General features: G+C 45.8%; 19 protein-coding genes. 11 read left to right on the plus strand and 8 right to left on the minus strand.

Features of this window, described 5'->3' with window-relative positions; genetic code table 11:
* Positions 1-77: 77 nt before the first annotated feature.
* The 6 genes from OCV29_RS05195 (at position 78) to OCV29_RS05220 (ending at position 5961) form a co-directional block, all read left to right on the plus strand.
* Positions 78-1664, plus strand: a complete 1587-nt coding sequence (locus OCV29_RS05195) for an ABC transporter substrate-binding protein (RefSeq protein WP_073604727.1) — start codon at positions 78-80, stop codon at positions 1662-1664.
* The gene (locus OCV29_RS05200) at positions 1664-2719 is read left to right on the plus strand and encodes an ABC transporter permease (protein WP_073604728.1); all 1056 of its coding nucleotides are present in this window, start codon (positions 1664-1666) and stop codon (positions 2717-2719) included. The genes OCV29_RS05195 and OCV29_RS05200 overlap by 1 nt, the downstream gene beginning before the upstream one ends.
* On the plus strand, positions 2719-3555 hold the full coding sequence (locus OCV29_RS05205) for an ABC transporter permease (protein WP_073604729.1): 837 nt from the start codon (positions 2719-2721) through the stop codon (positions 3553-3555). Before OCV29_RS05200 ends, OCV29_RS05205 begins: the two co-directional genes overlap by 1 nt.
* Entirely contained in the window at positions 3545-4411 is an 867-nt protein-coding gene (locus tag OCV29_RS05210) for an ABC transporter ATP-binding protein (protein WP_073604730.1), read from the plus strand. Before OCV29_RS05205 ends, OCV29_RS05210 begins: the two co-directional genes overlap by 11 nt.
* A complete protein-coding gene (locus OCV29_RS05215; RefSeq protein WP_217653312.1) occupies positions 4401-5126 on the plus strand; it encodes an ABC transporter ATP-binding protein in 726 nt (241 codons plus the stop codon). Before OCV29_RS05210 ends, OCV29_RS05215 begins: the two co-directional genes overlap by 11 nt.
* Positions 5127-5244: 118 nt before the next feature.
* Complete coding sequence (locus OCV29_RS05220; RefSeq protein WP_073604731.1) at positions 5245-5961, plus strand: dienelactone hydrolase family protein; 717 nt, start codon at positions 5245-5247, stop codon at positions 5959-5961.
* Positions 5962-6063: 102 nt separating this feature from the next.
* Here the strand turns inward: OCV29_RS05220 and OCV29_RS05225 are convergent, their stop codons facing one another.
* The 7 genes from OCV29_RS05225 to OCV29_RS05250 all read right to left on the minus strand — a co-directional run bounded on the left by OCV29_RS05225 (position 6064) and on the right by OCV29_RS05250 (position 9780).
* Entirely contained in the window at positions 6064-6372 is a 309-nt protein-coding gene (locus tag OCV29_RS05225; protein WP_073604732.1) for a Fic family protein, read from the minus strand.
* Positions 6373-6493: 121 nt separating this feature from the next.
* Complete coding sequence (locus OCV29_RS23655; protein WP_084193410.1) at positions 6494-6640, minus strand: type II toxin-antitoxin system RelE/ParE family toxin; 147 nt, start codon at positions 6638-6640, stop codon at positions 6494-6496.
* Between the two features lie 140 nt (positions 6641-6780).
* On the minus strand, positions 6781-7038 hold the full coding sequence (locus OCV29_RS05230; RefSeq protein WP_073604751.1) for a type II toxin-antitoxin system ParD family antitoxin: 258 nt from the start codon (positions 7036-7038) through the stop codon (positions 6781-6783).
* A gap of 425 nt (positions 7039-7463) precedes the next feature.
* Positions 7464-7883 carry a type II toxin-antitoxin system MqsA family antitoxin gene (locus tag OCV29_RS05235; RefSeq protein ID WP_073604752.1) on the minus strand — a complete coding sequence of 140 codons (420 nt, stop codon included), beginning with the start codon at positions 7881-7883 and terminating at the stop codon, positions 7464-7466.
* Between the two features lie 10 nt (positions 7884-7893).
* The gene (locus tag OCV29_RS05240) at positions 7894-8322 is read right to left on the minus strand and encodes a hypothetical protein (protein WP_073604753.1); all 429 of its coding nucleotides are present in this window, start codon (positions 8320-8322) and stop codon (positions 7894-7896) included.
* Positions 8323-8714: 392 nt separating this feature from the next.
* Positions 8715-9413, minus strand: coding sequence for an ArsR/SmtB family transcription factor (locus OCV29_RS05245; RefSeq protein WP_245796930.1), 699 nt, complete (start codon positions 9411-9413; stop codon positions 8715-8717).
* 43 nt (positions 9414-9456) lie between these two features.
* Complete coding sequence (locus OCV29_RS05250; protein ID WP_073604755.1) at positions 9457-9780, minus strand: antibiotic biosynthesis monooxygenase family protein; 324 nt, start codon at positions 9778-9780, stop codon at positions 9457-9459.
* A 447-nt stretch (positions 9781-10227) separates the two neighbouring features.
* On the opposite strand from OCV29_RS05250, the gene OCV29_RS05255 reads away from it, so the two are divergent.
* Both OCV29_RS05255 and OCV29_RS05260 read left to right on the plus strand, forming a co-directional pair.
* Positions 10228-10587, plus strand: a complete 360-nt coding sequence (locus tag OCV29_RS05255; protein ID WP_073604756.1) for a type II toxin-antitoxin system RelE/ParE family toxin — start codon at positions 10228-10230, stop codon at positions 10585-10587.
* Entirely contained in the window at positions 10568-10873 is a 306-nt protein-coding gene (locus OCV29_RS05260; RefSeq protein WP_073604757.1) for a helix-turn-helix domain-containing protein, read from the plus strand. Before OCV29_RS05255 ends, OCV29_RS05260 begins: the two co-directional genes overlap by 20 nt.
* Positions 10874-11498: 625 nt before the next feature.
* Here the strand turns inward: OCV29_RS05260 and OCV29_RS05265 are convergent.
* Positions 11499-12401: a HEPN domain-containing protein gene (locus OCV29_RS05265; RefSeq protein ID WP_073604759.1), complete on the minus strand. Its 903-nt coding sequence runs from the start codon at positions 12399-12401 to the stop codon at positions 11499-11501.
* Positions 12402-12702: 301 nt separating this feature from the next.
* Between OCV29_RS05265 and OCV29_RS05270 the strand changes: the two genes are divergently transcribed.
* The 3 genes from OCV29_RS05270 to OCV29_RS05280 are packed head-to-tail and all read left to right on the plus strand — an operon-like array spanning position 12703 to position 18679.
* Positions 12703-14280 (plus strand): type I restriction-modification system subunit M, encoded by a 1578-nt coding sequence (locus OCV29_RS05270; RefSeq protein WP_073604760.1) that lies wholly within the window; start codon positions 12703-12705, stop codon positions 14278-14280.
* A complete protein-coding gene (locus OCV29_RS05275) occupies positions 14264-15451 on the plus strand; it encodes a restriction endonuclease subunit S (protein ID WP_073604761.1) in 1188 nt (395 codons plus the stop codon). Before OCV29_RS05270 ends, OCV29_RS05275 begins: the two co-directional genes overlap by 17 nt.
* Positions 15452-15454: 3 nt before the next feature.
* The gene (locus OCV29_RS05280) at positions 15455-18679 is read left to right on the plus strand and encodes a type I restriction endonuclease subunit R (protein ID WP_073604762.1); all 3225 of its coding nucleotides are present in this window, start codon (positions 15455-15457) and stop codon (positions 18677-18679) included.
* Positions 18680-18772 lie beyond the last annotated feature (93 nt).

Here is an 18772-nt window from a genome sequence, read left to right on the forward strand (position 1 = left end):
AATGAATCGGTTAAGTTAGAGTGATAAATATGTAAATAATTATCACTATCCCGGATAGATGATGTGTAAAAGGATGAATGATGAAACATAAACTGACACGGCTGGCGATCAGCCTGATGCTGGGACTGAGTCTCTCAGCACCTTCACTGGCAAAAACGCCTGACAATACCCTGGTTGTTGCTCAATCTCTGGATGATGTAACCAGCCTTGATCCGGCACAGGGATTTGAACTCTCTTCTGTTCAAAGCTTTAACAACCTGTATCAGCGATTGGTGCAGTCAAATCCGGATAATCCAACCGAATTGACTCCCACACTGGTTGAATCGTGGCAGGCAGAGCAGCACAGCCTGACATTTACCCTCAAAAAAGGAGCCACCTTTGCCAGTGGTAACCCGGTTCGTCCGGAAGATGTCATTTTCAGCCTGGGTCGTGTCGTCAAACTCAATCTGGCACCTTCCTTTATCCTGACGCAACTGGGCTGGACCAAAGAAAACGTAGATTCACTGATCACGAAAGTGTCTGAAAATCAGGTCAAAGTGGCCTGGAATATCGATGTCGGTCCTTCATTTGTCTTAAGTCTGCTGTCTGCGCCGGCAGCATCGATTGTTGATGCTAAAACCGTGACGTCTCACGCAAAAGGCGGCGATCTGGGACATGCATGGCTGAATGCTCATTCCGCGGGAAGTGGTCCGTTTAAGATTAAGAAGTACGTTCCGCATCAGGTTCTGATGATGGAAGCGAATACCACATCTCCGGGCGGTGCACCGAAACTGAAATATGTACTGATGAAGAATGTTCCTGATGCGGCAACCCGGCAGTTACTGCTGGAGCAGGGCGATGCCGATCTGGTGCGTAACCTGGGCACGGATCAGTATTTTTCGCTGCAAGGCAAAAAAGGTGTGGAAACCCTGAATTTGCCTTACGCTTCACTGTATTATCTGATGTTCAATGTTGCAAACAAGGCCAATCCCGACATCGGTAAGGCTGCGTTCTGGAAAGCGGCCCGGTATGCATTCGACTACAAAGGGATTGCAGAGGATTTGATGCACGGCCAGTTCCGGGTTCAGCAGAACTTTCTGCCGGTGGGCTTCAATGGTGCACTGACCGATCAGCCCTATCAGTATAACCCGGAAAAAGCGGCACAGATTCTCAAAGATGCCGGTATTCAACATCCGCACTTTAAGCTGGTGGTTTCTAACCAGCCCCCTTATCTTGATATTGCGCAGGCGCTTCAGGCCAGCTTTGCCAAAGCAGGTATTGATGTGGAACTGATTCCGGGGGTCAGCAGCCAGGTGGCGACCAATGTCAAAGCCCACAAATATGAAGCTACCCTGACGTCATGGGGGCCGGATTATTTTGATCCGCATACCAATGCCTCTGCATTTGCTTATAACCCGGAAAATGGCAGTAAAACACTGGCATGGCGGGCGAACTGGCATACACCGGCACTGAACAAGCTGACGATACAGGCGCGCGCAGAAACCGATAGTGCAAAACGGACGGCAACTTACCAGCAACTGCAACGTCAGGTGCGTGAGTCATCTCCGTTTGTGGTCGGCTTACAGAACAAGAAACTGGTCGCGTTACGTGATAACATCAAAGGTTATGTCCAGGGGATTACACCGGAAATGGTGTTCTACAAAAACGTATATAAATCTGAATAATGACTCAACACATCCAATCTTCCGGTGCTGAGCGCCGGCTTTGGACAAACCGCTTTCAGCACTGGCTGGGCGGTTTTTTGTCCTTTTTACTGACACTGCTGGGGTTGCTGGTTTTTACCTTTATTCTTTCCCGCTCAGCACCGATTGACCCGGCGCTGCAACTGGTGGGTGACCATGCCAGTGAAGCGACTTATCAGCAGGCCCGTCATCAGTTAGGGCTTGACCAGCCCCTGCCGGTGCAGTTTTTCAGTTACTTCCGGCAGGTATTACAGGGGGATTTAGGTGTTTCACAGATCACGCAACAACCGGTACTCGATGATCTGATGCGCACATTTCCTGCGACCGTTGAACTGGCTACGGTTGCGATGTTCTTTGGCGCACTGTCCGGTATTCTGCTGGCTTCGCTGGCGGTATATAAGCCGGGGAGTGTGCTGGATCATGTCGCCCGGCTGATTTCTCTGCTTGGCTATTCTGTGCCGGTCTTCTGGCTGGGGCTGCTGGGATTACTGCTGTTCTACGCTACATTGCACTGGTCTGCCGGGCCGGGACGGCTGGATGATATTTACACCTACACGATGGAATACGACAGCGGTTTTGTGCTGTTGGATGCGTTTCGCAGTGGCGACCCGGAGATTATCCTTAACGCTTTGGGCCATCTCTGGCTGCCCGTGGCGGTGCTGGCACTGTTGTCGATGGCTTCGATTACCCGCCTGCTGCGGGTGGTGATGCTGGAAGAGAGCAATAAAGAATACGTCACACTCGCGCTGGCAAAAGGGGCCACCCGCGGGCGGATTTTGTTCTCCCATATTTTTCCCAATGTGCTGGGAACGCTGATCACCATTCTGGCACTCTCTTATACCAGCCTGCTCGAAGGTGCCGTCCTGACTGAAACCGTATTCGCCTGGCCGGGACTGGGCCGCTATCTGACCAGCGCTCTGTTTGCTTCAGACACTCCTGCGGTACTGGGTTCAACACTCCTGATCGGCATTTGTTTTGTGACGCTGAATGCTTTGGCTGATGCACTGACCCGCTGGGTTGATCCGAGGACACGCTGATGAAGACATATTTAAACTTAGGCTGGCTGAGATGGTTCAATACCTTCAATTTCGGGGTGCTGCTGGTCGTCATACTGGTCCTGACGGCTCTGTTTGCTCCGTTGCTGACCCACTATGATCCCAACGTACAAAATATTGCCCAGCGGCTGGCGGCACCCGGCGCTGAACACTGGTTTGGCACCGACCGTTTTGGCCGGGATTTGTATGCCCGTGTCCTGTACGGTGCGCGGCCAACGTTGTTACTGGTCTCTCTGGTGGTGATAATTACGGTGCCGGTTGGTCTGATGATTGGCATATGCGCCGGATATCTTGGTGGCTGGACTGAACGTGGTTTGATGCGTTTAACCGATATCGTCATGTCGCTGCCCAGTCTGGTGATTGCGCTGGCACTGGTCTCGGTGCTGGGTCCGGGGCTGATGAATGGTGCGTTGGCGCTGGCTTTTACCAGCTGGCCCGCATTCGCCCGGCAGGCCAGAACAGAAACGCTGGCGCTGCGGCGCAGTGATTATCTGGCGGCTGCCAAAATGCAGGGGATTACCGGCTGGCGGTTGATCGCCGGACATATTCTGCCTTTATGTCTGCCGGGCGCGATTGTCCGGGCGGCACTCAATCTGGGCGGGATTATTCTTTCTGCCGCCGGGCTGGGGTTTCTCGGCATGGGCATTCAGCCGCCAGCGGCGGAATGGGGATCGATGGTTGCCAGCGGCAGCCGGGTGATCTTCGATCAATGGTGGGTGGCAGCCGTTCCGGGTTTTGCCATCCTGTTTGCGAGTCTGGCATTTAACCTGCTGGGCGATGGTTTACGGGATAAGATGGACCCGCGTCATGGCCGATAATAACAATCAACACGCTTTAATCGATATCAGACATTTAAATATCCGTCTGGCGAATGGTCAGACACTGGTTGAAAACCTCAGTTTCCGGATGGGCCGTGAGCGGGTGGCGCTGGTCGGTGAATCCGGCTCGGGTAAATCCCTGACCGCAAAGACCCTGATGGGACTGCTCCCTCCGGCCTGTATACCGCAGGCCGACCGGCTGGAGCTACTCGGACAACCGGTCTTATCCCTGTCGCAAAATCAGTGGTGTCGCTTGCGCGGCCAAAAAGTGGCGATGGTACTGCAAGATCCGAAGTACGCACTGAATCCGGCCCGGACCATTGGGATGCAGGTGGAAGAACCCCTCAAACTTCACCAGAAAATGAGCCGCAAAGCGCGGATTGAGAAAGTCGAATATATGCTGGATGCAGTCGGTCTGCCGGAGCCTGCAAGGTTGCGCCGTCAATATCCGCATCAGCTCTCCGGCGGAATGGGGCAGCGGGTGATGCTGGCGATTGCACTGATTAACGACCCGGAATTGCTGATTGCTGATGAACCGACATCCGCGCTCGATCATGCCGTGCGCGATCAGGTTCTGGCGCTGATTCACTCACTGGTGGAAGCACGGGATATGGGCCTGTTACTGATTAGTCATGATTTGCAGCAGGTCGCACAATACAGCGAGCGGGTGCTGGTCATGTATCAGGGGCAACTGCTCGATCAACTCCCCGCAGCAGAACTTTCGCAGGCGACACATCCTTACACCCAAACACTCTGGTCTTGTCAGCCACACCTCGACAAGCGGGGTTCGCCACTGCCGACGTTGGATCGGTTTTCACTCGACCGAATCGTACAGGAGCAACGTTATGGTCATTGATCGATCAGAAAAGGATCAATCAGGCAAGCCCTCAGCGATTCTTGAGCTGAATCAGGTCAGTGTCACGCATGTGCAGGGCCATCAGCGCAATACGGTCGTCCACGGGGTTGATCTGCATGTGGAAGAAGGAGCATGCTTCGGACTGGTTGGTCCCTCCGGTTGCGGCAAGTCATCGCTGCTGTGGGTACTGGCCGGATTGAATCCGCACTGGCAAGGTCACATCCGTATGCTGGGTCAGGCCCTCAAGCCCGGACAGATATTTCAAGGGGATTTACGTCGGGAAGTTCAAATGGTATTTCAGGATCCATACGCCTCGCTGCACCCGAAACACCGTCTGCGCCGGACACTGGCCGAGCCACTGAAACGGCTCGGGATGCGTGATATTGATGATCGTATTGAGACGGGTTTCAAACAGGTCGGTTTAAGCAGTGCGATGATTGATCGCTATCCGCACCAGCTTTCCGGCGGTCAGCGTCAGCGGGTGGCAATTGTCCGCGCTTTGCTGCCACAGCCCAAATTACTGCTGCTTGATGAGCCGACTTCTGCGCTGGATATGTCCGTGCAGGCTGAAATTCTCAATTTGCTCAATGAACTGAAAGCACAACATCAGCTGACGATGGTTTTGGTCAGCCATGATCCAAATACAATTGATTATATGTGTGATGCTGCGATGATGATGAAAGCTGGCCGGATTGCTGAATACCGGATTTATTGATTTTTCATAGTGTTACCAGGTTTTGACCATCAGTGAGCTTTTTGATCACCGGTGGTCAAAAAGTCAGAGCAGTGTTTGTCCGGCCTGCTGAAAAAACAGCACAAATGAGGAAGATAAGATGATTCAACAGCAACAAAAAACATACACTGATGGTGATATCACCATGCACGGACAATTCATCCGCGATGATCAACAAACAGCACCGTTACCGGGCGTTTTGATTGCCCCTTCATTCCGTGGACTCAGTGATTTTGAAATTGAGCAGGGAAAGGCGCTGGCAGCACTGGGTTACGCGGTCCTTGTGGTTGATTATTATGGGGACGGGCGCTTGACGACTTCTCCGGAAGAAGCGACGGCATGGAAAAATGAACTCGATAACAATCGGCCGGTTTTTTGCCGGCGGATGCTGGCAGCACTTAACGCATTACGTGCCATGGATGGTGTCGATGCACAGCGCACCGGGGCGATGGGTTACTGCTTTGGCGGGAAAGGCGTGCTTGATCTGGCGCGTAGCGGTGAGTCTTTTTCTGCTGCTGTATCGCTTCATGGCGTGTATGATGCCCCGAGCGATGCGAAACCAGAAGATTTACCCCGTATTCAGCCTGCGGTGTTGATTCTTCATGGATACGACGATCCGTTGTCACCACCCGAGTCTGTAGAGAGGCTCAGTCAGGAGCTGACCGCGCGTTGTTCAGACTGGCAAATTCTGACCTTTGGTCATACCGGTCATTCTTACACCAACCCCAAAGCTCAAAATCCGGGTTTTACTTATCAGCCGGTTTCAAACCAGCGCTCATGGCGTGTATTGACGGAGTTTTTTGCGGACGTTTTTTAAGACGAGCGATTTTAAGGCGAGTGAGCTTCTGATATCGGTGGGTTCTTTGGGTAGAGAACGTGGGCCGTCAAAATTTTAAAACATCATCCCTTGCAGAGGCGTTTAATCTTGTGCAAGCCCTTTTTCTGTCAGACGGTATTTCTGCAAAGGGGTGTTTGGTTTATCAGGAAAGGTCATTTCGATCAGGCCATTTTCCAGTGCGGATTTCAAATAACGTTCACGGAATGATTTGCGATCTTTAAGTGAAAGTGCCTGCTGTAATTCATCCCGGTTGTAGTTTTTTCCCGGTTGATTCATCGCTTTCAGTAAGGCATTCACTTGGGGGGTAACTTGAGGGGTATCTTGGGGGGGGTGATGTGAGGATGCAACTTCGATCGTTTCTAAAATGATCTTGAGCACCAGTTCAATCAATGGTGCAGAATCATCCTGGATGTATGAGTGAGTGGTATTTTGCCAGGAGCGGACAAAACCAGATCCAGATTCAAACCAGAATCCTTCAATTTACAGCCTCTATACTGGCAGTGACCAGAGATTACGGATCCTGACGGTTATGCAGAACACGTATCACTTCAACCCGGTCATTGAAAGCCCGATAGAAAATCGTGTGACTTTTGATGGAATGACTGCGTAAATCTGGCAATAAATCATGTCGCAGCTGCCCGGTTGAGGGATATTCCATCAGAATAGAAAGGACGATTTGATGGTGTCGATATATTTGCTGGATTTTATTGTCCCCCAGCGATTCACACCAAATTGCCAGATGTGCTTCAGGTCTGATTGTGCAATCGGTGAAATGAATAACTTCATTACTGATATCAATTAACTTTTGATATTGTTAAACAGAGCATCGAGTGATGCTTTGGAATCAATCTCGACGCCTTCACCACGGTTAAGTTGTTCCAGTCCGGTATTTAATTGCTGACGAAGCTGGGCAACTTTCAGTTCCCGAACCCAGTCTTCATGCGTTTCCATAAAACGCAGTGCTTCGCGGATCACTTCACTGGCATTATTGTACAGACCACTTTCAACTTTAGCTTTCACGCGAGCCTCCAGTTCGGGAGTTAATGAAATATGCATAATGACGGATCTCCACTGAACAAAACTATTGAGATCATAGTTGGACTGACAATGATTATCAATCTTTGGATCTGTCAGCCGACAAAGGCTGATCATGTTCAGGAAGTGTATAAGAAGCATCTTATGACAGGAAGTACACCTGGTAAACCGTGGTTTTGACTGGATATTATCCTTTGCGGAGGATCACTGTTTTTGGTGAAAAATTTATGTTTGCAGAGTATGAGAGCTTTTGAGTCTGTTCAACAGACATCGGATCATGTGTGGTTAAATCTACACCCGGATGGCGATTGAAGCACGCTGGTTAACCCAGACACTGAATGAACGGATTGGTTCGATGCAGAACCATCCTGGATGTCTGAGTGAGTGGTATTTTGCCTGGAGCGGACAAAACCAGATTCGAACTCAAAATCTGACCGTCCACATGTTCAAAATGCCTGCCCCGACAGAGACTTCAACCTCTCCATGACTGCCGGGATTTCAGCCGCTAACCGGAGCAGTTTATCCATTGCGTCTGATTGCATCACATCATCCGCTTCATATTTGGAGAAAGCGACCGGGCCACCACCGAATACACGGGCGGCTTCTCTCTGATTTAATTGCCATTGCTTACGTAACTTGCGGACTTCAGCGCCGGTCAGTAATCCCTGAACCTGTTTTTTAAAGGCGATCATAGCGCGTTTATTTTGCCGGGCATCGGTCGCATTTGCCTGTTCACACCCACAGCCATCACATACCGAATAATAGCTTTTTATGGTGCCTTTTATTCCCTGATGTTCAACTTCTGTCAGTTCATATTCAGAATGAAGGAAGCCTGATTCACAGATGGGGCATAATTGTTTTTTCATATTTGTTCCTCTACTGCGATGGGTGACAGGAAACCAGTAACAGGATTTTCTCGTTCCGGGTGACTGCAAACTTGACATAGTATTCAAAGCGTATTGTTTTTCTTGCATATTCAGCCCATTCATTCCGATATAACCGGTATCCGTCACAGGCCGCACAAGGGCCATTGGGTTTCTGTACACACCATTCTGAACTGATGTAAGTGCCCAATATGATCGCTTGCCTTATTAAGAGTCGTACTTCGTCCATTTCAAGAGCTAAGTTTGCAACGTCCCGGATACATTTGCGTGTCCACAACCGGGTGTGATGGTCACCTGCGTCCAGTATCTCCAGAACTTTTTCTTTCGGGTAAAGCGGTCCGTTGAGATAAAGACGGCTTTCACCAACATCTGCTGGTGGTTGCTGCTTAAAAGCACTGATATTGATTTTATTATTTACCATTATGGTAACTTATTCCAGTTGTTTTTATGTGAATGAGTCGTGTTTGTTGCGGCACAGTTCTCCCTGATTTCTGGAAGGGAATGGTTTTATAGAAACGGAAGAACCTTGGATATCCCCATGTTTTTCAGGCTGAAAGCTTTGGTTTAGGTGCCATTGAAAATATCGTACTCAGGATGAATAAGTGAATAAATATCAATTGGTTGGGAAGTTATTGTTGTGCGTGAGGGTTTGGTTTTTGGTGAAAAATTTATGTTTGCAGAGTATGAGAGCCTTTGAGTCTGTTCAACAGGCACCAGATCTGGTGTAGTTTTCACCCACCTTCACTGATTCCATCAGCATCCTCACATGAGACCCAATTCCTTTTGTTTGATGACATCATTTACCCGAACCATTTACAAATCAAAGTATTTTTTAAATGCTGCCTGGCCAGATTTGGTAATACGAACCTCACGGTATCCGGGGACCCGTTCTATCCATTTATTCTCTTCAAAACACTGAAAAAGAGCCGCGCCAGCATAGCCGCCAAGGTGAAACTTTCGTTCGCTCCAGTCTAAACATGCGCTGCACTTTTTACGTTTAGTTTTGTTGTCGGTCGGGATGCCTAACCGGGCAAATTGTGCTTTACCCTTGCTGGTTAACGCGTCACCAAGGCTTGTAATCCATTTATGTTTCAATAAGTAGTCGTATATTTTTACCGCCACTTCGCCAGCAAGATGATCGTAACATGTTCGTGCCTGTTGGAGTTCAGCAGGAACCCGGGATTTGGGCGCTTGAATGGCTCCAAAAGAAATCCCCATCATGGTCTCAAGTAATGCCGCGATACTCGCGCTATAGAGACGAAAATAACGATGACGCCCTTGTGAGAGACAAGTAATGAGTTTTTCTTTTTGCAGACGGGATAAATGGCCGCTGGTCGTCGAGGGTGCGATATCTGCAACTGCACTGAGTTCAGTCGCCGTCCATGCCCGGCCATCCATCAGTGCACAAAGAATTTTCATCCGTGAAATATCAGACATGGCTGCTGCCAGCGCAGCCATGGATGTCTCTTGTTGATAGTGATCTTCTGTTTGCGGCATTGGTTGATTTTTCATGTCAGGGAGCCCGGTTCAGCGTAACTTTTTTGCGACTGTATCATTATCTGTGATCGGGTTCAGCTGATTCGAATGCGTATTCTCTGATCAGGTTGAGCACCCGGATATGGTAACCAGAGAAAATAGTGTCTCTTCCTTCATGCTGCGCAGCCTGATGTAATACGTTTTGTTTCCATTGCATGATTGAGGCTTCACTTTCCCACCATGAGAGCGATAAGAACTTGTGTGGATCGGTCACGCTGTGAAAGCGTTCAACAGAAATAAAACCATCGACATCGCTGAGCAGTGGTTTGAGCTGTGCGGCAAGATCAAAATACCGGGCCTGTTTTTCCGGTACGGCTTTGGCTTCAAAAAGAACGGCTATCATCTTTTTTCCCTCATTGAGTGATTCACTCCGGATGATAGTGTTTTGAAAAACAGGTTACTTCGGTGATGAGCGAAATATACAGGGAGAGCTGGAGAAATAAAGCCGAAAAATAAAGTGCCTGTCCCCACAGGAATCTCTTTGCTGGTTGCCACTGCTCGAAATGTTCATATGCCTTGTTCTTTGCTGTAACTGATATGTCGGTAAAGGATGAAATAGAGTGGTTTTCTGCTTATTGAGCTCTTTTCCATGTTGCGGAGAAGCGATTGCAGATTCAATATCCGGCCTTATTTTTTGTTGATTCAGAGTATTGTCATGGATAATCCTATATCTCAATCTCCATCATCAAGTCTTTTGTTGAGCAGGGCATTTGGTAAAAATATACATTGTAGTCTATATAGATTCAGGTCTATAATAAACCCGAACATAAAATAATAAGAAGAACAAATTATGTGGAACGTCGTATTAAGACCTATGTTTTTGGCGTGGTTTCAATCACTGTCCAGCGAGGATAAAGTAAACGTCAGGGCTTCGCTGGAACTCTTAAAAGAAAAGGGGCCGAATTTACCACGCCCTCATGTTGACACACTCAGCAATACAAAACTTAAGAAGCTTAAAGAGCTGAGAGTACAAAGTCATGGTAAACCTCTTCGGGTGTTTTTTGCGTTCGATCCCGAGCGTCGGTGCGTCGTGCTTTGCGCAGGGGACAAAACAGGGGATAAGAGGTTTTATAAAAAGATGATTCCGATAGCAGAAGATGAGTTTAAGGAACATCTACAGGAGATAGACAATGAAAAGTCAAACACTTGATGCGTTAGACGCTTTGATGACAGATGATGAGCTGGCTCAGGCAAAAGCGAAAGCTGAATCAATGCTTTTCGAGTTAAATTTGGCTGAGTTTCGCCGTATTGTCCAGAAATCGCAGACAGAAGTTGCTGATATTATGGGGGTTAAACAGCCTACAGTGGCTAACCTTGAAAAGAATGGCAAAGATGTCAAATTACTGTCCTTGAAACGTTATATTGAAGCATTGGGTGGCAAATTAAGACTGGATGTTGAATTGCCTGATGGTACGCATCGGGGCTTAGATATTTAGATTAACGTTATCATTGCCTTGCAGTAAGCTCCATGTCTGGGCATAGTCCTGAATAACACTCAGTACGGTTTGACTTTGTTCATTGATTAACTGTTGATTGTTTAGTGTTTGGGAGAGTAAATTAATGACTTGTTCGAATTCAACACCTTGCTCTGTTAGTCGTTGTTGATTCAAGGTGTAACTTTGGGTCTGTTCAACAGGCACCGGATCAGATTTTACGGGCGTCCTGCCCGGAAAATCCTGAAACCCTCGTCCTTAGGGTTTCTCCCTCATACAGCGTTCAAATCACCACAGAGTCCAAACTTTGTTTTTCAAACAGCGACTACCAAATTCAAATAAACAAATAACCAAAGGACAAACCGTCAGGACGACGGTTTGAAGCTTTTCAGGACAGGAAGTCCTTAAAAGCTGATCCTGACCCGCGCACTGAGAAGCTAAATAAAAAAGGAATTTTTGGTCCGTTTTTGTTCCTTCAAAAATGGACTTGGCCGCGTTCGAAAAAGGTAAAGGAATCGATAAAGGCAGGCGCGGACGAAACCCGATCCGGACTTAAATTGACCCCGTTCGATGAAGCCAGAGAAATCGACAAAGGCAGGCGCGTACCAAACCTGATCCGAACCCCGAATCAACCCTTGATCCGCGCTAAACAAATCTCCTCAACTAACCCCCGCAACTTCTCCACCTCCCCGGAAAGATAAACCAGCTCGTCTTCCGTAATCTGATAATGCTCCGAATACCGGCCTTCCACATAAGCACGCCTCAGCCGCTGCATACTGCGACGGTGAAACTTGGTATCCATCGGGAAAATATCGCCAAAGCGTTTATCCAGCTGCATGCAGTAGTTTTTCAGCTTGATTGGATTATGCATTTTGGGCAAATAGTTTTTGCAGGTGAGCAGAGCGCAGGCAAGCAAAGCTTCAGTGGCTTGATGAAGGTCGAATGCACTACTTGCAAGGCTGAATTCTGGATTATTAAAAGTTAGTTTGAATTTCATCAGGCCTTCATTGCCTTTTTGAAACCATAAATCAAAATACTTCTTGGAAATGGCTTGTTTCTCTTCCTCTGATAAATTCCCCGGCCGCGCCAGCTCCCGCGTGCCTTCACTGAAGATTTCAATCCCTTGCTCACGAATGTCTTTAAAGAAGTAACGGCCTTCATGAAGCCAATCGTTCACCTCTTGCAGTGTATGAACAATCACACCCACCGGAATATCCGCAATGCGCCGGGCAATCCGGTCATCCACCAGATGCCAGAGTTTATGGTCATCCACTAAATCCATTTGATTCACGATCACCAGAATATCGTAATCGCTGACATATCCGTTCTCCGGGTCATACACCCACGGCGTGCGCCCCTGAGCATCCGGCTGGCGGGCATAGCTGCCAAACAGAATGATTTTATAAATCTTAAACCCTTGCTTGCCTTTATACGCGGCAGCGGCTTCATCCACGGCATCACGGATCAGCGACGCCACCGCATGGATCTGCTGTTGGTTGGATTCAGGAAGATGGTCAAGGCTTTGATTCATAGGATCTGATTTCAATGGGTATGTGCAAGGATTTGAAAAGGATACCGTAGATGCGGGGGAAAAGGGAGGGGTGGGTACGAAGTTGGAGAATGATTTCAATAAAATATACATAGACTAAAATGTTGTATTTGCTTTAAAAGTCTCAGTTTTGATGTAATTGATATGTTGCCGAACAATTAGAAGATGTGAGCTATTTTGTATATCTGTCTCAGACTTTTGTTGGATAAATCAATGTAATGTGACTTTTATTCGGTACAATATCGCCAATTTATCTTGGATAACCTGTATTTTTGAGAAATCAATGGCTAAGAAACCATCAATAAACAAGAAAGAAAAATCATTTGAAGAAACACTCTGGGATGCAGCAAACAAGCTGCGTGGTAGTGTTGAATCGTCAGAATACAAACACATCGTATTAAGCCTGATATTCCTCAAGTTCATCAGTGATACGTTCGAGAAGCATCGCCAAAAGCTGATTGATGATGGCTATGAAGCTCGAATTGATATGGTTCCTGCCTACACCAAAGATAACGTTTTTTACCTACCAGAAGAGAGCCGTTGGAGCTTTGTTCAGCAAAACGCTAAACAAGAAGATATTGCTCTAAAGATCGATACAGCATTAAGCACCATCGAAAAAACCAACAAAGCACTGCAAGGTGCATTGCCTGATAACTATTTCTCTCGTCTTGGTTTGGATGTCAGCAAACTATCTGCACTGATCGATGTCATTAACAACATCGACACCCTAGCGAATCCGCACGAAGATGTGGTGGGCCGAGTCTACGAATATTTCTTATCTAAATTTGCGATTGCAGAAGGTAAGGGGAAAGGCGAGTTCTATACGCCAAAGAGTATCGTAAACCTGATCGCAGAATTGATTGAGCCATACAAAGGTAAAATTTATGACCCTTGTTGTGGTTCGGGCGGTATGTTTGTTCAGTCAATGAAGTTCATTGAGAACCACAAAGGCAACAAAAAAGACGTTTCTGTGTATGGTCAAGAGTACACAGGTGCAACCTACAAACTAGCAAAAATGAACCTCGCTATTCGTGGTATCTCTGCCAACCTTGGCGCAGCCGCCAAAGATACCTTTGCCAATGATCAGCACGAAACTCTTAAAGCTGATTTTATTATGGCAAACCCGCCATTTAACCAAAAAGACTGGCGAGCTTCCGATGAGCTGGTTGATGATTATCGTTGGGATGGCTACGAAACACCACAAACAGGTAATGCCAACTATGGTTGGATTTTGCATATGGTTTCCAAGCTGTCTGAGAACGGAGTGGCAGGATTCATTCTAGCTAACGGCGCATTGTCTGGTGATGGTACAGAAAAGGCTATTCGTCAGAAACTTGTCGAGAATGGCTTAGTGGAAGCGATCATCATTCTGCCGATGAAGATGTTCTATACCACCGATATCAGTGTGACACTTTGGGTTATTAATAAGAACAAGAAAGAGCGAACGGTTCCACACGAAGATCTGATTCGTCATTACCGTAACCGTGAAGACAAAGTTCTGTTTATGGACTTACGTAAACACGGTGAACCATTCGAGAAAAAGTACGTTCAATTCTCTCCAGAAAAAATCTCTGAAATTGCTGAAACACTTCACACTTGGCAGGAAGTACGAGCCGAAACCGAATACAAAGATATTGCTGAATATTGTTACTCTGCGACTAAAGAAGAGATCGCAGCAAAAGACTACTCATTAGTGCCAAGTAAATACATCGAATTTAAGAATCACGATGAAGATGTCGATTTTGACCAGAAAATGAGTCAAATGCGAGATGACTTTACAACGCTATTGAAGCAAGAAGAGAAGTCTAAATCCGAACTTTTATCTGTATTTGAAGAGTTGGGCTATGAGATCACACTATAAGCGTATTGGTGATTACGTCACCCAAATCAAATTAAAAAATACGGATGACTCCATCTCTTCGCTTAAAGGGATAAACATCAATAAGCACTTTATGCCTTCGGTTGCTAACATCAATGGTACAGATCTAAGCAAGTACCGAGTAGTTAAGAAAAATCAATTTGCATTTAACCCAATGCACGTTGGCCGAGATGAAGTGTTGCCCATTTCAATGCTTGAAGATGATGAACCAATCATTGTATCGCCAGCATATGTAGTTTTTGAGGTAAAGGATGAAGAAGAGCTTTTACCTGCATATCTAATGATGTGGTGCAGACGTTCGGAGTTCGACCGAAACGCTTGGTTTATGACTGATAATAGTGTCCGTGGTGGTTTCAGTTGGGCTGATTTCTGCGATATGGAATTACCAGTCCCATCTATCGAAAAGCAGCGTGAAATCGTGCGTGAATACAATGTGCTGAATGACCGTATTGCACTCAACCAACAACTTACTCAAAAGCTAGAAGATACAGCTCAAGCTATTTACAAACAGTGGTTTGTAGATTTTGAGTTCCCGATATCAAAAGAGTATGCAGAGTCCATCGGTAAGCCTGAACTAGAAGGGAATCCTTACAAGTCTTCAGGTGGTGAGATGGAGTATAGTGAACAGCTTGAGGGTGAAATTCCGCTCAACTGGGAATGTGGAAAAATCCAAGACTATATAGTGATTAATTATGGTAAATCATTGCCTGAATCTAAACGCATTGCAGGTGAGTATGGGGTTTATAGTTCGGCTGGTCTGACAGGTTCACACAATACTTATCTAACTGATGAGTCAACGATAATAATAGGTCGAAAAGGGACTATTGGTAAACTGTACTATGTGCAAAATCCGAGCTTTTGTATTGATACAGCATACTACATCAGAGAGTCGGACTCTCAATTTCCTTTGTCATTTACGTATCGCATATTGTTAGGTTTGAATCTACCAGAATTAAATGAAGATTCCGCTGTGCCAGGTCTGAATCGAAATACAGTTTATGACTTGCCAGTGGTAAAACCCATCTCAAATGTTCTAGATGAATACAATGAGGTTTCTGGAAAGATAACCACTCATAAAAACAATTTACAGGCAGAGATAAGCTCACTTTCGCAACTAAAAAGATTTATTAATACAAAAATGTCAAAGGCTTAATCTATGAAATTCACAGAAGAACGGCTAGAACAAGCCATTATTGAACTGCTAGGGAAAGAAGGCTATCCACATACTCGTGGTGAGATGATTAAGCGAGCACCTGAAGATGTGCTGATTAAGTCCGATCTTCGTGAATTTCTAGCCAAACGTTACCAAGCGGAAGGTATTACAGCTTATGAGATAGAGCAAATCATCCATAAGCTTGAGTATCTTCCTGCTTCAGATCTCTACGATACCAACAAAGCCATCATGAAGTTTGTCTCTGATGGCTTTTTGCTCAAGCGTGAAGATGCAAGCCAGAAAGATTTATACATTCAGCTTATCGACTATTCATCGGTCGCTGGCGCTTCCCTTAGCGCTGAAGGCTCTGTCTCACAAGATAACAATATCTATCGCATCGTTAATCAAATGGAGATACAAGGCTATGAGCAGCGTATCCCTGACGGGATTCTTTACATCAATGGTTTGCCATTGGTGGTATTTGAATTTAAGAGTGCTATTCGTGAAGATGCGACTATCTATGATGCGTATAAACAGCTTACCACTCGTTATGATCGAGATATCCCTGAACTATTCAAATACAACACTCTGTGTGTGATTAGTGATGGTGTGAACAGCAAAATGGGGTCGTACTTTGCCCCATACGAGTTCTTTTACTCTTGGCGTAAAATTACGGGTGAAGAGAAGCTAGACAAAGACGGTATTGATTCACTGTTTACGATGATCAGCGGCTTGTTTAACAAGAAACGACTCACTGATGTTATACGTCACTTTATCTACTTTCCTGATACTTCAAGCAAACAAGAAAAGATTGTTTGTCGTTATCCTCAGTATTACGCAGCAACAAAGCTTTTTGCCAATATCAAACAACATATGAAGTGCTTTGATGAGCACGGTAAGTTGGTGAGTGATGACCCTCTTCGTGATGGGAAGGGTGGTACGTATTTTGGTGCGACTGGTTGTGGTAAGAGCTACACCATGTTGTTCTTATCTCGTCTACTGATGAAAGATGTCGAATTGGGTAGCCCAACCATCATTCTCATCACTGACCGTACCGATTTGGATGATCAACTTTCAGGTCAATTCACCAATGCAAAAAGTTACGTGGGTGATCAAAACATCATTAGCGTAGAGAGCCGTGCTGAACTTCGAGAACACCTGAAAGGGCGTAAAAGTGGCGGTGTATTCTTAACTACCATCCATAAATTTACGGAAGATTTGGAATTGCTGACGGAGCGAACCAACGTCATTTGTATCTCGGATGAAGCGCATCGCAGCCAAACCAATTTAGAACAGAAAATTACCGTTACTGAAGACGGCGTGAAAAAGACTTACGGCTTTGCTAAGTATCTTCACGACTCTTTACCAAACGCTACCTATGTCGGTTTTACTGGTACACCGATTGACGCAACGTTGGATGTATTTGGTGCGGTTGTCGATAGCTACACAATGACAGAATCGGTTTACGATGAAATTACTGTTCGTATTGTATATGAAGGCCGAGCTGCAAAAGTGCTACTTGATGGTCGCCAGCTTGATGAAGTCGAAAAATACTATAAAGCCTGTGAAGACGCTGGAACAAACGAATATCAAATAGATAAAAGCAAAACGGCTATGGCGAGTATGTCTACCATACTAGGCGATCCAGATCGTATCAAAGCCATAGCGAAAGACTTTGTTGAGCATTATGAGAATCGTGTTGAAGAAGGGACGACTCAAAAAGGCAAAGCAATGTTCGTTTGTAGCAGTCGTGAAATCGCCTATCAATTGTATAAAGAACTGCTTGAGCTTCGCCCTGAGTGGGATGAAGTAAAAGTCTGTGAAGACGGTACAACTCTATCAGAAAGTGAATCGAGACAAGTGAAGCCGATGGAACGAGTCAAGATGATTATGACTCGTAACAAAGATGATGATAAAGCTCTGTGGAACAAACTCGGTAACAAAGAGTATCGCAAAGAGCTGGATCGTCAGTTTAAAAATGGTAAATCGAACTTCAAAATCGCTATTGTGGTTGATATGTGGTTAACGGGCTTTGATGTGCCGTTCCTCGATACCATCTACATTGATAAGCCTTTGCAAAAGCATAATCTGATCCAAACCATTTCGAGAGTAAACCGTAAATTTGAAGGTAAAGAGAATGGTCTGGTAGTCGATTACATCGGCATAAAAAAACAGATGAACCTTGCACTTTCCCAATACACAGCAGGGCAAGATCAGAACCTGGAAGACATTAAACAGTCGGTCATTATCGTTAAGGATCACCTGAGCCTGTTGGATGGGCTGTTCCATCAGTTCGATTCTAAGCCCTACTTCAATGGTACGCCATTAGAGCAGTTACATTGCTTAAATGCCTCGGCTGATTTTGCACTTAGAACCAAGAAGTTTGAAAAGACGTTTATGGATCTGACCAAACGTCTTAAATCTGCTTATGACATTTGTGTAGGTAGTAGTGAACTGACCAAAGAGCACAAGGACAAGATTCACTATTATCTAGCGGTTCGAACCATCGTATTTAAAATAACTACGGGTGGTGCGCCAGATGTAGAGCAAATGAACCGCAGAGTAAGAGATTTGGTTAAAGATGCTCTGATCAGTGATGGAGTCGAAGAGATCTTTAAGCTGGGCGAGAAAGACGGTGGTGAGATTGATATTTTTGATGATGATTATCTTGCCAAGCTGGAGATGGTCAAACAGCCAAATACAAAACTGCAACTGCTTCAGCAAATGCTTGCTAAAGCGATTGGGGAATTTAAAAAGACCAATAAAGTGAAAGGTGTCGATTTCACCAAGAAAATGAATATGTTGGTGGAAAAGTACAATGAGCGTGACGAGAAGGATGTACTTCGCTCGGAAGTTATTAATGATTTCTCTGATGAAATTATTAATCTTTACAATCAACTCCGTGAAGAAATGGCTTCATTTAGCGAGTTAGGGATAGACTTTGAAGAGAAAGCCTTCTACGACATTTTACTCTCTCTGGCCCATAAATATGACTTCACTTATCCGGAAGACAAGCTGTTGGAGCTTGCGAAACAAGTGAAAGTTGTCATTGATGACAAGGCTAAATATACCGATTGGAATAAGCGGGATGATATTCGGGCTGAATTACATTTTGATTTAATCATCTTGCTTGATGAGTGGGGTTATCCTCCGATTGACCGGGATGAAGTATACAAAGAGATTTTTGAGCAGGCTGAAAATTTTAAAGCTCATCGTTCTGTTTCGTAAACTTTGAAAAGATCAGAAACATCCGGGAAAAACAAATATAACTCGGGGTTAATTCTGAGAAAATGTAGAAATAAGCTGTACATAAAGTATTTA

Source organism: Vibrio aerogenes, from assembly GCF_024346755.1.
In the GTDB taxonomy this organism is placed as follows: Bacteria; Pseudomonadota; Gammaproteobacteria; order Enterobacterales; family Vibrionaceae; genus Vibrio; species Vibrio aerogenes.

Bases quoted from the DNA above. Each gene is read 5' to 3' on its own strand.
- OCV29_RS05250 (WP_073604755.1), bottom strand. From the start codon at position 9,780: ATGATAGCCGTTCTTTTTGAAGCCAAAGCCGTACCGGAAAAACAGGCC.
- OCV29_RS05280 (WP_073604762.1), top strand. From the start codon at position 15,455: ATGAAATTCACAGAAGAACGGCTAGAACAAGCCATTATTGAACTGCTA.
- OCV29_RS05265 (WP_073604759.1), bottom strand. From the start codon at position 12,401: ATGAATCAAAGCCTTGACCATCTTCCTGAATCCAACCAACAGCAGATC.
- OCV29_RS05200 (WP_073604728.1), top strand. From the start codon at position 1,664: ATGACTCAACACATCCAATCTTCCGGTGCTGAGCGCCGGCTTTGGACA.
- OCV29_RS05205 (WP_073604729.1), top strand. From the start codon at position 2,719: ATGAAGACATATTTAAACTTAGGCTGGCTGAGATGGTTCAATACCTTC.
- OCV29_RS05275 (WP_073604761.1), top strand. From the start codon at position 14,264: ATGAGATCACACTATAAGCGTATTGGTGATTACGTCACCCAAATCAAA.
- OCV29_RS05230 (WP_073604751.1), bottom strand. From the start codon at position 7,038: ATGCATATTTCATTAACTCCCGAACTGGAGGCTCGCGTGAAAGCTAAA.
- OCV29_RS05245 (WP_245796930.1), bottom strand. From the start codon at position 9,413: ATGAAAAATCAACCAATGCCGCAAACAGAAGATCACTATCAACAAGAG.
- OCV29_RS05235 (WP_073604752.1), bottom strand. From the start codon at position 7,883: ATGAAAAAACAATTATGCCCCATCTGTGAATCAGGCTTCCTTCATTCT.
- OCV29_RS05270 (WP_073604760.1), top strand. From the start codon at position 12,703: ATGGCTAAGAAACCATCAATAAACAAGAAAGAAAAATCATTTGAAGAA.
- OCV29_RS05210 (WP_073604730.1), top strand. From the start codon at position 3,545: ATGGCCGATAATAACAATCAACACGCTTTAATCGATATCAGACATTTA.
- OCV29_RS05215 (WP_217653312.1), top strand. From the start codon at position 4,401: ATGGTCATTGATCGATCAGAAAAGGATCAATCAGGCAAGCCCTCAGCG.
- OCV29_RS05260 (WP_073604757.1), top strand. From the start codon at position 10,568: ATGAAAAGTCAAACACTTGATGCGTTAGACGCTTTGATGACAGATGAT.
- OCV29_RS05255 (WP_073604756.1), top strand. From the start codon at position 10,228: ATGTGGAACGTCGTATTAAGACCTATGTTTTTGGCGTGGTTTCAATCA.
- OCV29_RS23655 (WP_084193410.1), bottom strand. From the start codon at position 6,640: ATGGAATATCCCTCAACCGGGCAGCTGCGACATGATTTATTGCCAGAT.
- OCV29_RS05195 (WP_073604727.1), top strand. From the start codon at position 78: ATGATGAAACATAAACTGACACGGCTGGCGATCAGCCTGATGCTGGGA.
- OCV29_RS05240 (WP_073604753.1), bottom strand. From the start codon at position 8,322: ATGGTAAATAATAAAATCAATATCAGTGCTTTTAAGCAGCAACCACCA.
- OCV29_RS05220 (WP_073604731.1), top strand. From the start codon at position 5,245: ATGATTCAACAGCAACAAAAAACATACACTGATGGTGATATCACCATG.